This is a genomic window from Paenibacillus puerhi (genome assembly GCF_009846885.1).
Lineage (GTDB): Bacteria > Bacillota > Bacilli > Paenibacillales > NBRC-103111 > Paenibacillus_G > Paenibacillus_G puerhi.
This window is the reverse complement of the sequence record NZ_WUWM01000040.1, coordinates 1-18,076: the sequence shown is the minus strand read 5'-3', so window position 1 is coordinate 18,076 and position 18,076 is coordinate 1. Positions and strand designations below refer to the sequence as shown.

The window sequence follows — 18,076 nt, the reverse complement described above, 5'->3', positions numbered from 1 at the left end:
AGGCAGTTCCGATTATGGCCTATAAGATCAGTATCCAGCATGTGCAGAAATCATTCCGTATTCAGCGCAACCTTAGTCAGCTGAAAGAAAGCCAGCGACCGCTGTCGGCTCTACAGGATATTAACCTTGATGTCAGACAGGGAGAATTCATGGTCATCGTCGGTCCGAGCGGCTGCGGCAAGTCGACGCTGCTCGACCTGCTCGGGGGCCTGACGAAGCCGAGCAGCGGGCAAATCCTGCTTGATGGAAAAGCCATTACGGGTCCCGATCTGGACCGGGGCATCGTGTTCCAGCAGTATGCGCTGTTTCCGTGGAAAACGGCGCTGGGCAACGTGGAGTTCGGCCTGGAGGCCAAAGGGGTGCCGAGGAAGGAACGGCAGGAGATTGCGCGGCGGTTTATCGCGCTGGTCGGCTTATCGGGGTTCGAGGACCGCTATCCCCACGAGCTGTCCGGAGGCATGAAGCAGCGGGTGGCGATCGCCAGAAGTCTGGCCTACGATCCGGAGGTGCTGCTCATGGATGAGCCCTTCGCCGCGCTGGACGCGCAGACGAGGGAAACGCTCCAGAGCGAGCTGCTGCGCATCTGGGAGGCGACGAAGAAGACGATTATCTTCATCACCCATGGGATCGAGGAAGCGGTGTATCTGGGGCAGCGCGTAGCGGTCATGTCCTCTCGTCCGGGGAGAATCAAGCAGGTCATCGACATCCCCTTCCAATCGCGGCGGAGCGAGGAGGATCTTCGGTCCAATCCTGATTTCGTCCGTCTGCGTCACGAGATCTGGGAGCTGCTGAAGGATGAGGTCAGCCGGGCCCAGGAGCAGGAGAAGCACAAGACGCTGGACAGCTTCAAGGAAAGATCAAGTCTGATGAGAGGGGTTGCTGGAGATGGCTAACGGAGGAGGAAGCGAGACGCTTGTTCTCTATGAGAAGCGGGGATGGCTTCGCGAGCAAGGCAGATCCTGGTCTTCGCTGCGGAAGGCGCTCAGGAACTCTATAGCGATTATCGGGCTGCTCACCGTGTGGGAAGCGGCGCCAAGGCTCGGCTTGGTCAATGTCACCTTCTTCCCGCCCTTCTCGGAGGTGGTGCAGGCCTGGTGGCGGCTGCTTGCGGCGGGCGACCTGGCCGAGCATACGGCGGCAAGCTTGTCCCGGTCTTTCAGCGGCTTTGCGCTTGCCATCGCGCTCAGTATTCCGCTGGGCCTGGCGATAGGTTGGTGGAAGACCGTGGCGGAGCTGCTGAATCCGCTTCTGGAGCTGATGCGCAATACCGCGGCGCTTGCGATCTTGCCTGTATTCATTCTGCTGCTGGGTCTGGGCGAGACGAGCAAAATCGCTATTGTGTTCTACGCCTGCGCCTTCCCACTGCTGCTCAATACGATCAGCGGGGTGAAGAATGTCGACCCGCTGCTGATCAAGTCCGCCCGATCGATGGGTCTTTCCTCGGTACGTCTATTTCGCAAGGTCATCCTCCCGGCATCGATCCCCACGATATTCGTCGGCATCCGGCAGGCGGGAGCCAGCTCCATCCTGGTGCTGGTAGCGGCCGAGATGGTGGGCGCGAAGTCCGGACTCGGCTACCTGGTGCAGTATGCGCAGTTCAGCTTTCTCATCACTGATATGTATGCAGGGATTATTACCATTTCGGTAATTGGCGTCATCATTAACTATACGCTGCTCTTCGTGGAGCGGCGGCTTACGGGCTGGAAGCAAACCTATAGCGAATAAGTAATCGATGAATCGAGGAGGAATATACAATGGGTGATCAACAGCGGCAAATGAAATTGGGTGCTTTCTTGATGACGCCCGGTCATCACGTGGCGGCTTGGAGGTACCCCGAGACGGAAGCGTCCGAGGTGCTGAGCCTCAAGTTCTACAAGAAGCTGGCGCAGACGGCGGAACGAGGGAAGTTCGATATGCTGTTTCTGGCCGACGGGTATGCGGTTTCCGAGAAATTCCCCGAGGCGGTAGCGCAGACAGTCACCGTTCGTCCTGAGCCGATCACGCTGTTGTCCGCGCTCTCTGCGGTTACGGAGCATGTAGGGCTTGTCGCTACGGTATCGACGACCTATAATGAGCCGTTCCATGTAGCCCGCAAGTTTGCGTCGCTCGACCATCTGAGCGGCGGGCGTGCGGCCTGGAACATCGTCACCTCGGCGAATCCGGCCGAAGCGCTGAACTTCGGCGCGGACAGCCTGCTGCTGCATGCGCTGCGCTATGAACGGGCGCAGGAATTCTACGATGTCGTGACCGGATTATGGGACAGCTGGGAGGATGATGCGTTCGTCTTCGACAAGCCGGGCGCCACGTTCGCGGACCGGAGCAAGCTGCATACGCTGAATCACGACGGTCCTTGGTTCAAAGTGCGAGGCCCTCTGAATGTAGCCAGACCGGTCCAGGGCTATCCGGTTATCGTGCAGGCCGGGGCTTCGGAGTCGGGACGGGAGCTGGCGGCGCGGACGGCGGAGGTTATTTTTACGGCTTGGCAGACGCTGGAGGAGGGACAGCGGTTCTATGCCGATGTGAAGGGGCGCCTCGGGGCTTATGGCCGCTCGCCGGACGATCTGAAGATCATGCCGGGCGTCTTCCCGATTATCGGGCGGACGGAAGAGGAGGCCGCGGAGAAGAAAGCGCTGCTGGAGGAGTTGATCCCGCCGGCCGCCGGCATCAGCCTGCTGTCCAATCTCATCAGCTTTGACTTGTCCCCGTACGAGGTGGACGGACCGCTCCCCGACCTGCCGGAGCTTGCGGACATCAACGGCGGCAAGAGCCGCTTCCAGCTGCTCAAGGACCTGGCCGAGCGGGAGGGGCTGACCATTCGCCGTCTGTATCAGCGGATCGCAGGCGCGCGCGGTCATCGGGAAATCGCGGGAACTCCGGTACAGATCGCCGATCAGTTGGAAGAATGGTTTGTCGGCGGGGCGGCTGACGGCTTCAATATTATGCCGCCTTATCTGCCGGGAGGCTTGGAGGATTTCGTAGATCTGGTCGTACCGGAGCTGCGGCGGCGCGGGCTGTTCCGTACCGCTTATACCGGACAAACGCTTAGAGAGAATCTCGGACTGCAGCGTCCGGTTCATCCGGCGGTCCGCCAGCCGGCCGCTTCGGGCAGCTAAGGAGGGCGCATTCAACGGACGGACTTTAAGAGAGAGGAGATTGGACCTCTCTCTTTCTTTGGCGTTGCCATTGACAATTTGAACTGTAATATTTATAATAACAGTAAGTCGGATGAGGAAAGGATGATCAGGTTGAACAGCGAATTCACCATAGCCGTACATAGTCTCGTGCTGCTTGCCTATCGTCCGGACCGAACGGCTACGAGCGAGATGATCGCTGCCAATGTATGCACGCATCCGGCGCGCGTACGTAAGGTTTTGAGCTGCCTGAAGAAGACCGGCCATGTGGCGACGCGGGAAGGAAGCGGCGGCGGCTACACGCTTGCCTGCGATCCGCATGAAGTAACGCTTGCCGAGGTGTATCGGGTAACCTCGATCGGCTCGATCAAGCCTTCCTGGTGTTCGGGAGACGTCGAGGAGGACTGTCTGATCGCCTGTAACATGGCGGATGTGATGGACGGTATATTTTCAGAGGCGGAGAGCCGGATGCTGACGTATCTGGCGCAAGTCAAAATCGCGGATGTGCTGGAACGGTTGAGAGCGGCGCATGCGGCAAAACCCTAGGTTCGGGCCGCTGTTCCGTATTGTCATGATTCATCTGTTACCAAATTGGTTACAGTATAAGTAACTAAAAAACGATAAAGGGAGAGATCCAACATGGCTATTGTAAATGTGAAAGACAGCGAATTTGCTCAGACGGTGAAGGAAGGCGTAGTATTGGTTGATTTCTGGGCGCCGTGGTGCGGTCCCTGCAAAATGATTGCTCCGGTGCTGGAAGAGCTGAATGCCAAAGTCGGAGATGCGGTCACGATCGCCAAGGTGAACGTGGATGACAATCCCGAGACAGCGGGGCAGTATGGTGTAATGAGTATTCCGACCTTGAAGCTGTTCAAGAACGGCGTAGAGGTGGGAACCCAGATTGGCGTAAGGCCTGCCCAGGAGCTTGAAGCTTGGGTTCAGTCCCAGCTGTAAGAGAAGCCTAGCCCGCAACTAACCCTGGTTGTTTGGCCGAAGTGGGCGAAGAATCCGCGGGGCAGAAAGAGGCCGGAGGCGCATCGTCATGCGTCCCGGTCTCTTTGGCATTTCCTGAACTAGCAAATGTTAGTGGAGCCTGTTCCCGCCAATGTTGTATAATCACACTCAGGGAGTACCTATGACGTGGCCTATCCCGTCATTCGATGCGATCCGTTCCGGTTCAAGCAGGGTACCCTCGGCAGCGGCTTCAGCAGGAAAGGGGTTTTGTCCCATGCTTCCATCGCTATTTGCCTCACACGGCTTACCGACACTGGCTACGGAGCCTCACAGCTATGGCCGCTTCCTGGGCTTGCTAGCTTCCAGGCTGCCCAGACCACGTGCGATCCTGATCTTCAGCTCGCATTGGGAGGCAGCTCCGCAGCGTGTGGGTACGTCCGTTTATTACGAGACGCTCCATGATTTCTTCGGTTATCCCGACGAGCTGTATACGGCTCAATATCGCGCCAAGGGGGATATGGCTCTGGCGATGCAGATCTGTCTGCAGCTGGAGAAGGAGGGCATCTCCTGCGAGCTGGATGACAAGCGGGGACTCGATCACGGGGCCTGGATCGTGTTGAAGCTGATGTACCCGGACGCGGACATTCCGGTGGTCGCCATGTCGGTGAACCCGGGGCTTGTTCCGGAGGAGCAGTACCGGATCGGCCGGGCGCTCGGCGCGCTCCGCGAGCAGCAGGTGCTGATCCTGGGCAGCGGCGGCACCGTACATAATCTGGGCAAGCTATCCTGGCAGGAGACGGCGGCGGACGAGTGGGCCATCGCGTTCGATGAATGGCTGTCCGCTTGTTTGGAGACCTGGGATACGCACCGGTTGTTCCGCTATGATCTCGAAGCGCCGTATGCCAAGGATGCTGTCCCTCGGGCCGAGCATTTCGCTCCTCTGCTGATAGCTATGGGGGCGGCTCATACGGGGAAGAAGGCGAAGCTCCTTCATCGTCAATATCAGTACGGTTCGTTGTCGTTAAGCAGTTGGATGTTCGGTTAACGCTAGATTAGGGTTAGGTAAGTAGACAAGCAAACGAGGTGATCCGTATGAAGGAAGGCAAGCGACAGGGCAGCAGAGCCTTATTCGCGCTGCTTGCCTGCGCGCTGGCATGGACAGCGGCGGGCTGCAGTCCGGACAAACCGCCGATCGTCGCCCCTAGCGGTCAAGAGCCGGTCGAGACTGTGATCAAGCCGGTGGAGACGCCGGTCGTAAGAAGGCCCGCCCATCTGGCCCCGTTAACCGGTGTGGAGTCGGAGGATAGGAAGGAAGCGAGAACCGTCATGGTTGTCGTTAACAATGCTCCGCAAGCCCGCCCGCAGAGCGGTTTGATGCAGGCTGATCTGTTGTTCGAGGTACTGGCCGAGGGGGAGATCACACGGCTGATCGCATTTTTTCAGAGCCAATCCACCACGGATCCGGTAGGACCGGTCCGTAGTATCCGCCCCTACTTCATCAGTCTCGGCAAAGGTTACGGCGCCGTTCAAGTACATGCCGGAGGGAGCCCTGACGGGTATGAAACGATCCGAAAGCAGAAAATTGAGAATTTGGATGAGATCACGAACAGCGGTCCCTACTTCTGGAGGGATAAGAGTCGCCAAGCGCCGCATAATCTGTACACGAGCATAGACAGCGCCAGACAAGGAGCCGTCAAGCGCGGGTTCGGAGAGCTGGGGCCGATGTCTCCCGTGTATTCCTTTGTTCGACCGGAGCCGGCGGATGAAGCGCAAGCCGCCCGAGTAGCGCTGGGGACCGCGGATTCGGAAGTCAAGCAAGCTTCCAAGGTGGATATTACGTTCCTGCTCAAGTCTTATCGGGTGTCGTACGAATATGAAGAAACATCCCGCTTGTACAAGCGGTCTATTAATGATAACCCGCATATCGATCAGAACAACGGGGAAACGCTCAAGGCCGCGAATGTGCTGGTGATGGGGACGAAACACCGGGTGTTGGATAATGAAGGAAGACGGGATGTTGTCATGACGGGTTCGGGGCCAGCCTTATTGTTTCAGCAGGGGACAGTCCGGACCGTAGAGTGGAAGCGGGCGCAAGAAAGCGACCCTATCCGATGGTTCGAACAGGGCCGGGAGATCTCGCTGATGCCGGGACAAACGCATGTGATGATCGTGCCGGATCAGCCGACATTCGAAGAGCATGTCGTTTATTGAGCCAGCAGAACGGGGACGTTTTTCTTCCATAGCTCGACGTAAGGGTCAACCGCCCAATGCGCCATGATGACCGATTCGTTGGCATGAAGCTCGACGGTCAGCAGGGGGCTCGGGATCAGAGTGCCCTGGAACGGATACAGGATCAGATGGCGCTCCGTGACAACCAGCACGACATCCAGGTTAGGGGAGGAATAAGCGTCCACCGCCGCCGGCTGCATACGCTTGATTTCCACCCAATCGGGGGTCAGCTTGTCATGGGAGACCACTTCGGCCGGCAGCGCGAGCGGCAGCTCCTTCAGCTGGTAATCGGGCTCGCCTGCAGGAGCGTCATTCTCGTACGAGGCGACCTGGGCTACCCAGCGCCCCGGCTGCCGGGCGACGGTCCAGCTTTCGCCGGATGTATCGACCGAGGCGGCTTTCACGGCCTTTACCTTGGATTGCTCGGGCGCCTGTGGAAGCACAGGCGTGATTTGCCGAAGCGCGGGCTCGATGCTGCTGCCGAATATGTCCTCCAGCTTGACATGCGGCTGCTGCAGGGGCGCGACTTCCATCATCGCGGACGAGGCCAGCTGAGGGACGTCCTTGACCCAGACATAGCGGGAATCCTCCTGGCCGCCCTTATCATCCAGCGCGATGATCCGCTGCTCCATGGCTACATAGCGATTGCCTACGAACAGCAGCTTTTCGGATCGGGAAGACGCACCGGCTTTGGGTGGCGCGATCTTCAGAGAAAGCGGGCTTTGGGACCGGGAAGCATTCGCCAGCATAGCCTTCCAGCGGGCGATCGAGCCGCCTTCCGGGGTCGAGCTCTGTTCCTCGGCCAGCCGCCAGAAATCCATCTTATACGGCATCAGAATACCTGATCCTTCCGCTGCTACTTGCAGTCGCTTGGCCACGGGGGCGACCAGCAGGGTGCGGTATTCGCTTGCTTCTCCCGCAGCTTCGCCGCTGGGCTTGTCGGCCCGGAGCCCAACCAGCAGAGCGGAGCGTACGGTAGATTCGTAATCCGTCGCCGTCTGGACCGCCGTCTGCGGTGCTTGCTCCTGCTGCTGCTGCACAGGCAGGTCCGCGGAGGGGAAGAGCTGCTGTCCGCCCAGGACGAGGACTACCAAGCCCAGGGTGACGGCTAGGCCGGATGCGGCTGCTGTCCAAGGACGTTTCCACAAAGGAATGGAGGCCGCAGGGACGATATTTTCCAGACGAGCTTCGATACGTTGGCGCAAGGCGTCGGTAAAGCCATCTTGATCGAAAGGGCCGTTTGTCAGTTGCTGTTTCCACTTAGGGTCGATCGGTTCCATGATCAAGACTCTCCTTCAACCTAGAAATTTTGCCGCGTGCATGAAACAGTCTGGATTTGACCGTCCCTTCACTGACTCCCAGCACATTCGCAATTTCCTTCATCGACAGCTGATGATGCGCAAACAGAATCAAAACCTCCCGGTATTTGACCGGCAGCTTCAGAACCAGATCCCACACTTCATTCAGAGTCATCCGCTCCAGGACTTCCCGCTCCGCAGAAGAGGCGGCGGCCTGCTCTTCTCTGGCCGAGAAGGCGTCCACGAGCGTGACCTTCCGCAAAAAGGCGGATTTCCGGTAATCAAGCGTCATATTCCGGGTGATGGCGAGCAGCCACGTCTTCACCGAGGATTCGCTGCGGAACGTGTACAGATTCCGGTATACCTTGATGAAAACCTCTTGCGTAATATCGTCAGCCTGATCCCACTTGCGTGTGATACTGTAGGCATAATTCCATACATCCTTACCGTAAGCGGTCATCAATTCATTCAAAATCTCTTTTTTGTCCGTACTGTCGGACAAGTATTTTAAGTAATCGAAATTCACTTCCGAATCCAAAACGGACACCTCTAATCTTTGGACGATCAGTTCCAGGCAAAAGTTCAGTCTCTTACCAGTGTACTTGGATCGAAGATATTAATAAAGAGGTTTCCGTCAGGATACGGGAATCGGGAGCTTACGGAGCCGCCAGCTCAGGCACTGTCACCAGGGTATAGCCCTCCGCGTGCAAATAGTCGATCGCCAGGGGCAGCGCCTCGAGCGTATTGCTGAGATCGCCTCCCTTGCCGCCGAAGCTATGCATCAGAATAATGCCGCCAGGCTTCGTCTGATCCCGGATGAGAGTCAGGATATCCCCGGGCGAGGTGCCCGCCCAATCACGCGTATCGACGGTCCAGCCTACGAGCTCCCGGTCGGTCGTCTTCAAGTAAGTCTTCAGGTCGTGGGGCGAAGCTCCATACGGAGCCCGGAACATGGAGGTGGAGACTCCGGCCGCTTGCTGGATTCTCCGGTCCGTTTCCCTGATCTCTTCGTCCATACGCTTCGGAGTAAGCTTGGAGAAATTAGCATGAGACAGGGAATGATTGCCTATCGCATGGCCTTCGTCAAGGATGCGCTTCAGGACATCGGGATGCTTATCGACCTGCTTGCCGACGACGAAGAAGGTAGCCTTCACCTGATGCTCCTTCAATAGGTCAAGTATAGCCGGCGTATACTTGGCATCCGGGCCGTCATCGAACGTCAGGGCGGCGCGTTTGGTTGAAGCAGGGGCGGCTGTTTCATGTGCCGCGGCCTGAGGCTTGGTCTCAGCCCGTGCAGGCGGAGCGGAGGCGAGCTCTGCCGCAGCTTCCGGCGGCTGGGTATGCCGTGCGGTTGGCGGTACATCCGCCGGATGACCCGCCTCTCGGATACCGGCGCCCGGCTCCACGGGGCCCTCCCGCACATACGCCATCTGATCGGCTGGATCGGAAGGGGGGATCGGGACGTTTATCCACCCGCTCCAGATCAGGGAAGTCATCAGTGCGGCTCCGGCGCCCAGGAAGAAAGCTCCGGTCCACTTCCATTTTGGGTCTGTCTCTACTCGTATTGCCATATCCGTTTCCTCTTTCGTCGGCTACATCTGCTGCGTCCGCCGGGGGCGATGCGACAGTCGGATGATTACCTAATTTGACGAAACGGATCGAATGGCGGTTCATGATTTTTAGGTCCATTTGCAGAAAAAATTTAGAGGCTCGGTCCGTTAAAGAAAACGGTTGCAAGATGATCTCAAGGAGGGCGCACTGCAGGAAAGCAGCAAGACAAGCTGAAGCCCTGCCGGCTGGTGCCGGAGGCGTCAGCTTGTCCCGTTGCGCGCTAAGGAAGACGGTCTTGTCAATACAAGCCTCCGATAGGGGGAACGAACGTCTCCTCCCGACGGTCGCGGCGCAAGGCCGCCTCTTCCTCGTTTCTCACATGATTATCTTCGTCGTGCCGGACGAGAACCAGCACTCTGCCTTTGTCGAGCTCAGACTCCAGTCTTCCGGCTTCGGCCGCGGAGATGCCGAAGGACTCAATCTTGGCGCGGAGCTGGTCCCCGCGCGACCGGAACAGGTTGGCGAAGGCCGTCGCGACGCCTTCCTCCATCATGCCGATCGTATTGGCATCGGTGAGCTTGCTTAATTCGTCCGTCCGGTCGCTCTCATGGGCAAGCACGTATATTTCACTCAGCGGGTGTCCTTCTTCACGAAATTCGCGAATCGCGCGAATCGCCTGATCCGTATGGTCTGCCAGCTTGAATTTGGTATTCATGAATGTGTACCTCCCGAAATGAATTGCCGCTTGATGCCTGCCGTCGATGCCAGAAGGGAATGACGGAACGGCTTGGAGCGGCGAGGCCGTGCAGTCCGGCCTGCATGTCCCCTATTTACCCGGCCTTTTCCGCGATGAATCAAGCTCTTTATGTTTCAAATGCCCTTGTTGCGGTTACATAATATCAGGAAGTTCGCTATAATGGTTAGAAGAGGACAATTGCGGGGGCATGGGCAGTCGCTGGCCGCAACCCAGACCAAGAAATCGGCATTGAACCAAGTTGGGGGCGACAAGACATGAACATCGCGATTGTGGACGACAATCCGGTCAATATTATCGTCATCGAGAAGATTTTGAAAAGCGCCGGATATGGATCTTTCTGGAAAGAATCGTCAGCGATCGATTTGCTTAAGCGGTTGAACAGTCATGCGGAAGAAGGCAAAATTCCGGTAGACTTGATCCTGCTGGATATGATGATGCCCGAGATGGATGGCATAGAGGCCTGCCGTATTATTCAGGGCGACGAGCGTATGAAGGACATCCCGATCATCATCGTGACCGCGCTGGGCGATTCCAACAAGCTGGCGGAGGCTATGGGAGCGGGCGCGATCGACTATGTCATGAAGCCGGTCAATAAGGTGGAGCTGATAGCCCGTATTCGAGTGGCGCTACGGCTTAAGTTCGAGAAGGACTGGCACAAGGAGAATGAGGCGCGCATCCGCAGCGAGCTTGAGCTGGCCAGACAGGTTCAGGGCAGCGTGCTCAGCTTGCCGCTTATTCAGGAGCAGCTGTCGATCGGGGCTGCTTATTACCCTTCCTCGGAGCTTGCGGGCGACTTTTACGCCTGGTACCGCATCGACAAGCATCGGTATGGCGCTATAATTCTGGATATCATGGGCCATGGCATTTCCTCCTCGCTGGTATGCATGTTTATCTCCTCTGTCATGCAAGACACGATCACTCGCTTTGTTTCCCCGGAATTTGTCGTGGCGGAGCTTAATCGGTACATGAACCAGTTGAATCAGAAGAGTGCAAGCGTAAGCTATTATTTCACAGCTATCTACTTGCTGATCGATACAGAGAACAGGACGGTCGAATACGTCAATGCCGGCCATCCGCCCGGTTTTTTGTTTGAAGAAGGGAAGGAGCCGGTGGCGCTCGATCAGGGCAGCTGCGCCGTCGGTTTTTTTGACCAGATGGATATTGTCAAGTGCAAGTACGCCTATGAGCAGCCGATCCGGATTGTGCTGTATACGGACGGCTTGCTAGAGGAGCTCCCGCTGCCGCCGGACTTTCCGGCAGAGAGCTCCGAAGCGGATGTTCTGCGCGACCGCCTTCATGATCATGTGCTGGAAGGCCGGTGTCCGGAGCATCTGGTGCAGCAGGTGCTGCCCGCGGAAATTATGGAAGCCCGCAAAGACGACATCTGCCTGGTGCTGATCAATGCGTTCTAACTTTACCATTGAGGAAGTATGAGACTAAGGCCTAAGGCTGGGGATGAGGATGGGTAACGGGGAATGAAAATGAAAGCGAAGCTGCTGCTGGGATTCGGGATTCTGCTCGTCATTTTATTTACACTGGCCGGCATCGGAATCAATCGTCTTACCAGTACGGATAACAGTATCAAGGAAATTTATGAAAACCGTTATGCCAAAGTGAAAATCAGCATGCAGATGCGGAAGGAAACTTACGAACTCGCGCAGGCACTGGGGAATTTGCTGCTGGCGACGGATGAAGCTGCCAATGGCAGTACGATAGAGCGGATGAATACGCTGGGAGACTCCATTAAAAAGAAACTGGAGGCGATCGATAAGCTTCCTCTGGATGCCGCCGAGCGTTCGCTGGTCGATAACCTGCAGGTCAGGACCGATGCATTCCTGGTCTATGCGGATCAGATCATCCAGATGTACAAAGAGGGCAAGAAGCAGCAGGCGATCCAGCTGCGCAACGGCGAAGGGACCAAGCTGCGCGATGATATGATGCAATCCATGGCTGATTTGAATCAGCTTCAAGAGCAGTTCATGGACAGTGAGGTCAACTCAACGCTGGTGCAGAATAAACAGACCTTTAGCATGACAGGGATATTGACTTTGCTCGGCCTTATTATGGGTGCGGGCATCATGTATTGGATCGTCCACAGTATGAGCAAGGGTGTCGGCATTCTGTCCACCATGATCACGAGCTTCAGCGGAAGCAAATGGGGAGAAAACTCATTTCGCATTCCTGTGGTGTCGAATGACGAATTCGGCCAGGTCGCCCGGATGTTCAACCGGCTGGCTGACGATCTCGAACAGTCCGCGATCAAGGAGCGCGAGCTCAACAAGATCAATGAGGATATGCTCTGGCTGCAGACCGAAGCCGACAAGCTGTATAGGGAGCTGCAGGAAAGCGATAAGGTGGAGGAGCTCGCCGACGGCTTCATCAGTCAGTTAGCCCGCGTGCTGGATGCATACAGCGGCGCCTTCTACGTCGTACAGACCGACGTCATGAAGGAGAAGAAGATGGAGCTGGCAGGTTCCTATGCTAGCGGTCAGGATCAACCTCTCCGGATGCTGGCGCTCGGAGAGGGTCTGGTCGGCCAGGCCGCGAAGGATGGCCGGGCGATCAAGATCGCCCAGCATGCCGGCGATTACGGCGTGATCCGCTCCGCCTTCGGAGGTATGGAGCCGATGAGCGTGACGGTACAGCCGGTCCGATATGAGGACGAAGTCATCGCCGTATTTGAACTGGTAGGCTTCAAGGAGTACTCGGAGCTGGAGCTGAAGCTGGTCGAGGAAGCGGCGGAGCGCGTAGGCGTACTGCTTAATCTGCTTCAGGGACGACTGAAGATCGAAGAGCTGCTGCGCATTCATCAAGCATTGACCGACGAGCTGCAAACCCAGTCCGAGGAGCTGCTCTCCCAGCAGGATGAGCTGAAGGCGTCCAATGAAAGGCTGGAAGAGCAGACGAAGGCGCTGCAAGCCTCGGAGGAGCTGCTGCAGCGCCAGCAGGAAGAGCTTGAGCAAACCAATGATGCGCTGATGCGCAAATCGGCGGAGCTTGAGGAGCAGGTGACCGCCACGGAGGAAGTGAACCGGCAGGTGGAACTGGTGAATCAGTCGCTCGAGGAGCAGGCGCTCGAGCTGGCGCTCGCCTCGCGGTACAAGACCGAATTCTTGGCGAATATGTCTCATGAGCTGCGGACTCCGCTGAACAGTCTACTCATCCTTTCTCAGCTGCTTAAGGAGAACAAGGACCGCAATCTGAGCGACAAGCAGGTCGAATATGCGGAGACGATCTACTCATCGGGCTGCGACCTGCTGAAGCTGATCGACGATGTGCTGGACCTGGCCAAGGTGGAATCGGGACGAATGGATGTGCAAGCCGAGCAGGTTATGATTCATGATATTGTCGATTCCATCGATAAAACCTTCAGGCCGCTTGCCCGCACGAAAGGGCTCGACTTTGACATTCGGATCTCGGAGGGGGTTCCCGACCGGATCGAAACCGATTATGGCCGCCTGCAGCAAATTCTTAAAAATTTGTTGTCCAATGCGTTGAAGTTCACCCCTAAAGGCAGCGTAGAAGTGACGATCCGCCGCCATGAGGATCAGGCGAAGGAGAAAGGCCTGCTGCTGGCCTTCGAGGTGCAGGACACCGGCATCGGGATTCCGGCCGATAAGCAGGAGTTGATCTTCGAAGCCTTCCAGCAGGCCGATGGCACGACAAGCCGAAAGTATGGCGGGACCGGACTCGGGCTTTCGATCAGCCGCCAATTCGCGGCTCTGCTGGGCGGTACTATAGAGCTGGACAGCGAAGAGGGCAAGGGCAGCTGCTTCACCTTATATATTCCTGTGGAGCAGCAGGATCATGCCTTGAGCGAAGCTGCTTCCGCCTCGGAGATGCTCCGCAAGCCGCCCGCTTACCCTTCGATTCAACAGAAGGAAGCGGCAGCCGCGTATGCTTATCCGGGCTCCGGCAAGCTGGTCAACAGCCCGCTGCTGGGCTCCTTGACGGATGACCGGGATGCCATCGAGCCGGGCGACCGCGTCCTGCTTATCATCGAGGATGATGTGCAGTTCGCTACGATTCTGCTCGAGATGGCCCGCAGCCGCGGCTTCAAGACGATAGTAGCCCTGCAGGGTGATACAGGACTTCATCTGGCGAGAAAGCATACGCCGGATGCGATTCTGCTAGATATCCAGCTTCCGGTCATCGATGGCTGGTCGGTGCTCGTCCAGCTCAAAGGCGACTCGGCTACCCGTCATATCCCTGTCCATGTCATCTCGGTCGTAGATGAGATTCAGCAGGGCCTGTCGATGGGGGCGATTGCCTGGCTGCGCAAGCCGTCCGGCAAGGAGCAGCTGGAGGAGGCTTTCGCTCATATCCAAACCTTCCTGAACAGCGATCTGAGGAAGCTGTTGATTCTGCAGTCTCCCGAAACCAACCATAACGCTTTGATCGAGCTGATCTCGCATGACGACGTAAGCATTACGGCCATCTCCGATGAGAATGAAGCGATTAAGCGGCTGCAGGCGCAGCCTTACGATTGCATGGTGATCGATTATGGACACAGCGATCTGGCTTTGTACGAGTTCCTCGACCGGATTAAGGCCGATGAGGCGCTGAGGCGTATCCCGATCATCCTGTACACAGGCAAGACGCTGGATAAACGGGATCAGATGCGGCTCAAAAAATATGCCGAGTCGATTATCATCAAGGATGTCAAGTCGCCGGAGAGGCTGCTGGATGAAACCTCGCTCTTCCTGCACCGGATCGAGACTCGGCTTCCGGAGGAGAAGCAGCAGGTGCTGCAGAAGCTGCACAGCATCGAAGCCGTGTTCTCCGGAAAAAAGGTGCTGCTGGTCGACGACGATATCCGCAACGTATTTGCTTTATCCAACCTGCTCGAAGGGCTGGATATGGAAGTCGCCTTTGCCGAAACCGGCAAGCAGGCGCTCGCTCAGCTTGAACGCGAGCCGGACTTCGACCTGGTGCTGATGGATATCATGATGCCGGAAATGGACGGCTATGAAGCCATGCGGACGATCCGGGCCGATGAACGGTTCGATCGTCTTCCGATCATTGCTTTGACGGCCAAGGCGATGAAGGACGATCGAGAGAAATGTATTCAAGCCGGCGCTTCCGACTACATCACCAAGCCGATTCATACCGAACAGCTGCTGTCTCTGATGAGGGTGTGGTTGTGCAAATGAGTGACGAAAACTTGCGCATGAGCCAGCCGGGAATTTATTCGCTTCGTCGACTGGGCGATGTGTATCTTCAAAGCGAGGAATCGTTGCCCAACAAGGAAGAGGAGGAACGGGAGCGGATCGAAATCGGTCTGCTGCTGGAAGGCTTGTTTCAGATGTACGGCTACGACTTCCGCAATTATGCGTATCCGTCCATTCGACGCCGGATCTGGCACCGCGTCCATGGAGAGAAGCTATCAACCGTCTCCGCGCTTCAAGAGCGGGTCTTGCATGACCGCGACTGTATGGAACGACTGCTGGGCGATCTGGTTATTCATGTGACCGAGATGTTCAGAGACCCTACACTATTCGCATCCTTTCGGGAGCAGGTCATTCCGCTGCTGCGGCAGCTTCCCGCTATTCGCGTCTGGCATGCGGGCTGCTCGACAGGCGAGGAAGTCTACTCGATGGCGATTCTCCTTTATGAGGAGGGCCTTTACGATAAAGTGCGCATCTATGCGACCGATATTAACGAGGAAGTGCTTCAGGTTGCCGAGCGCGGGGCTTATCCCTTGAAGAAAATGCAGGACTACACGAAAAACTATATGCATGCCGGGGGCAAGGATTCGTTCTCCCGTTATTATTCGGCCGTCGGGGAGATGGCTGCGTTTCACCCGTTCCTCCGCGAGAAAATCGTGTTCGCCCAGCATAATCTGGTAACGGACCGTTCGTTTAATGAATTTCATGTTATTTTTTGCCGGAATGTCTTGATTTACTTCGACAATGTGCTGCAGAATCAGGTGCATCATCTATTCTATGAAAGCTTGAGCATATCCGGCGTACTGGTGCTCGGGCATAAGGAGTCCATCGCCTTCACCGGTCATGCCGACGGTTACGAGGCGATCGATGCCCGGGAAAAAATTTATCGGAAGTATAAATGAGGTGGGTTTGAATGGACGAGGCGATCCGCATATTGCTTGTAGACGATCAACCAGAGAATTTGCTGGCGCTTGAGGCTGTGCTGGAAGATCACCATTATGATCTGGTCAAGGCGACCTCGGGCGAAGAGGCGCTCCGCTGCTTGCTCAAGCATGAATTCGCCGTGATCGTACTCGACGTTCAGATGCCGGGCATGGATGGGTTTGAGACGGCTCAGTGGATCAAGTCCAGAGAGCGGACCAAGACGGTTCCCATCATTTTTATTACGGCTGCGCCTGATGAGCAGGATTTGGCCTTCACGGCTTATTCGGTAGGCGCCATCGATTATATTGTGAAGCCCTTCGTGCCGCGTACGCTGAAGTCCAAAATCGAGGGCTTCGTCAGTATGTACGTAGCTCAGAAGAAGCTGCAGCAGCAAACGGAGCTTTTGAACGAGCGGTCGCGTGAGCTGGAGCGGGCCAAGGAGGAAGCCGAACAGGCTGCACAGGCGAAATCAAGCTTTCTGGCGATGATGAGCCATGAGATTCGTACCCCGCTGAATGGGGTCATCGCGATGGCCGATCTGTTGAACGAAACGGATCTGAGCTCCGAACAGCGGGAATATACGGACACGATCCGACGCAGCGGGGCCGCTCTGCTCTATATTATCAACGATATTCTCGATCTAACCAAGATTGAGTCGGGGAAGATGGAGCTGAAAGAGAATTCGGTGCACTTACGCAATTGCCTGATCGAAACCTTCGAGATCTTTCACGCCGACTGCAAGAACAAGTCCCTGGAGCTCTCTTACGATATCGACCCAAGTCTCCCGGAGGTACTCGTAGCCGACGAGTCCCGGCTTAGGCAGGTGCTGATCAATCTGATCGGCAACGCGGTCAAATTCACAGAAAGAGGGGGCGTCCACGTCTCCGTCAATGAGGCTGCCCGCACGGAAGGGAAGCTGTCGCTGGAGTTCCGTGTGTCGGATACCGGGATAGGGATTCCTCCGGAGAAGCGGGAATTGCTGTTTCAGCCGTTTAGTCAGGTGGACTCCTCCTTGACGCGCAAATATGGGGGGACCGGCCTCGGGCTTGCCATCTGCAAAAATCTGGTTCAGCTCATGGGCGGTTCGATCGAGCTGGTTCCGTCTAGGCAAGGGGCGGAGTTTGCATTCACCATTCAGGTCAAGGAACTGGAAGAGCTGGAGTATTTGAGCATCGCCAAATAAATGAGTATGTGATGGAAAGTCCCGTTTTTACAAGTCAAAGACTTTCGGACAAAAAGCAAATGTAACCCACCGTCAGGCGACCAACCTTACGCGGTGGGTTTTCGCTTGTTCAGCTTCCGTTCGATCCATCGATAGAGCTTCCGAATTACAGTATTGGCGAGCCTGGGTCTGGAGAGTAAAATAAAGATACACGAGTATGAAGTGAAAATATCCCAATTATGAGAAATTGGAGGGAGTTATGAAAAAATTTATATTAGGTCTCATATGTGGAATTGGCCTTACGGCTTCAACCGCTGTGTTTGCATCACCTTCCATTCAGGCATTGTTGTTTCCTGCCGTTCTTCAATTTCATGTAAATGGAGAAGTGAAGAAAATCGATGGAACGGGTGAAAATGGAGTTCTTAATTATAACAATAAAGCTTATGTACCTCTACGGCTATTTGCTGAAACAACTGGAGCAACAGTTGATTATCGATCAAAGAGCATTTCTGACCCTGATAAACCTCAAATTGATGTGTATCTGGGGAGCGACAGCATGTTCACGGTACACGATTCACAGGGGTATATCAGTATCGGTGATATCGAAACTCATTTTACACCCGAACAGAAAACGGTGACAGGTTTACTGAAGGTAAACAAACCGTTTACTACACGGAACATCAATTTATCAATCAAAACCACTAGCGTTGCATTAATTTTCTCTGAATCTTCACAATCTTCTATCATTTAAATATCTGAACAGAAAAAAGATCCTTTACAATGGAATGGCAGGTAGTACTGTCCATAATCCACCGAAAAGGATCCAACCCATGGACAAGAATACCCTATTTTCTTCGTTTGGTAAATGGATTTCTCCAATTTGTACGAAATCGTTCACGGAC

General features: G+C 55.8%; 16 protein-coding genes. 12 read left to right on the top strand and 4 right to left on the bottom strand.

Going from position 1 to position 18,076, the window contains the following annotated elements; all coding sequences use genetic code 11:
* Nucleotides 1-14: 14 nt before the first annotated feature.
* From GSF01_RS26020 to GSF01_RS25990, 7 genes are all read left to right on the top strand, one after another.
* The gene (locus GSF01_RS26020; protein WP_159888184.1) at nt 15-893 is read left to right on the top strand and encodes an ABC transporter ATP-binding protein; all 879 of its coding nucleotides are present in this window, start codon (nt 15-17) and stop codon (nt 891-893) included.
* Complete coding sequence (locus GSF01_RS26015; RefSeq protein ID WP_159888183.1) at nt 886-1,725, top strand: ABC transporter permease; 840 nt, start codon at nt 886-888, stop codon at nt 1,723-1,725. The genes GSF01_RS26020 and GSF01_RS26015 overlap by 8 nt, the downstream gene beginning before the upstream one ends.
* Nucleotides 1,726-1,754: 29 nt before the next feature.
* A complete protein-coding gene (locus tag GSF01_RS26010) occupies nt 1,755-3,113 on the top strand; it encodes an LLM class flavin-dependent oxidoreductase (protein ID WP_159888182.1) in 1,359 nt (452 codons plus the stop codon).
* Between the two features lie 132 nt (nt 3,114-3,245).
* A complete protein-coding gene (locus GSF01_RS26005; RefSeq protein WP_159888214.1) occupies nt 3,246-3,677 on the top strand; it encodes an RrF2 family transcriptional regulator in 432 nt (143 codons plus the stop codon).
* A 93-nt stretch (nt 3,678-3,770) separates the two neighbouring features.
* Nucleotides 3,771-4,085, top strand: a complete 315-nt coding sequence (gene trxA / locus GSF01_RS26000; protein WP_159888181.1) for a thioredoxin — start codon at nt 3,771-3,773, stop codon at nt 4,083-4,085.
* A gap of 274 nt (nt 4,086-4,359) precedes the next feature.
* Entirely contained in the window at nt 4,360-5,130 is a 771-nt protein-coding gene (locus GSF01_RS25995; RefSeq protein ID WP_159888180.1) for a DODA-type extradiol aromatic ring-opening family dioxygenase, read from the top strand.
* Between the two features lie 47 nt (nt 5,131-5,177).
* Complete coding sequence (locus GSF01_RS25990; protein WP_159888179.1) at nt 5,178-6,296, top strand: DUF3048 domain-containing protein; 1,119 nt, start codon at nt 5,178-5,180, stop codon at nt 6,294-6,296.
* Here GSF01_RS25990 and GSF01_RS25985 read toward each other — a convergent pair.
* From GSF01_RS25985 to GSF01_RS25970, 4 genes are all read right to left on the bottom strand, one after another.
* Complete coding sequence (locus tag GSF01_RS25985; protein WP_159888178.1) at nt 6,290-7,594, bottom strand: hypothetical protein; 1,305 nt, start codon at nt 7,592-7,594, stop codon at nt 6,290-6,292. The two genes, GSF01_RS25990 and GSF01_RS25985, sit on opposite strands and share 7 nt — an antisense overlap.
* Complete coding sequence (locus GSF01_RS25980) at nt 7,575-8,150, bottom strand: RNA polymerase sigma factor (RefSeq protein ID WP_159888177.1); 576 nt, start codon at nt 8,148-8,150, stop codon at nt 7,575-7,577. The genes GSF01_RS25985 and GSF01_RS25980 overlap by 20 nt, the downstream gene beginning before the upstream one ends.
* Before the next feature lie 118 nt (nt 8,151-8,268).
* Nucleotides 8,269-9,183, bottom strand: a complete 915-nt coding sequence (locus GSF01_RS25975; RefSeq protein ID WP_159888176.1) for a polysaccharide deacetylase family protein — start codon at nt 9,181-9,183, stop codon at nt 8,269-8,271.
* Between the two features lie 278 nt (nt 9,184-9,461).
* Complete coding sequence (locus GSF01_RS25970) at nt 9,462-9,878, bottom strand: general stress protein (protein WP_159888175.1); 417 nt, start codon at nt 9,876-9,878, stop codon at nt 9,462-9,464.
* 296 nt (nt 9,879-10,174) lie between these two features.
* Between GSF01_RS25970 and GSF01_RS25965 the strand changes: the two genes are divergently transcribed.
* The 5 genes from GSF01_RS25965 (at nt 10,175) to GSF01_RS25945 (ending at nt 17,925) form a co-directional block, all read left to right on the top strand.
* Nucleotides 10,175-11,332 carry a PP2C family protein-serine/threonine phosphatase gene (locus tag GSF01_RS25965; RefSeq protein ID WP_159888174.1) on the top strand — a complete coding sequence of 386 codons (1,158 nt, stop codon included), beginning with the start codon at nt 10,175-10,177 and terminating at the stop codon, nt 11,330-11,332.
* Between the two features lie 63 nt (nt 11,333-11,395).
* Nucleotides 11,396-15,073 carry a response regulator gene (locus tag GSF01_RS25960; protein ID WP_159888173.1) on the top strand — a complete coding sequence of 1,226 codons (3,678 nt, stop codon included), beginning with the start codon at nt 11,396-11,398 and terminating at the stop codon, nt 15,071-15,073.
* Between the two features lie 17 nt (nt 15,074-15,090).
* Nucleotides 15,091-15,990, top strand: coding sequence for a CheR family methyltransferase (locus GSF01_RS25955; protein ID WP_159888213.1), 900 nt, complete (start codon nt 15,091-15,093; stop codon nt 15,988-15,990).
* 11 nt (nt 15,991-16,001) lie between these two features.
* Nucleotides 16,002-17,195 carry an ATP-binding protein gene (locus GSF01_RS25950; RefSeq protein WP_159888172.1) on the top strand — a complete coding sequence of 398 codons (1,194 nt, stop codon included), beginning with the start codon at nt 16,002-16,004 and terminating at the stop codon, nt 17,193-17,195.
* A gap of 238 nt (nt 17,196-17,433) precedes the next feature.
* Nucleotides 17,434-17,925 (top strand): hypothetical protein, encoded by a 492-nt coding sequence (locus GSF01_RS25945; RefSeq protein ID WP_159888171.1) that lies wholly within the window; start codon nt 17,434-17,436, stop codon nt 17,923-17,925.
* Nucleotides 17,926-18,076: the final 151 nt, after the last annotated feature.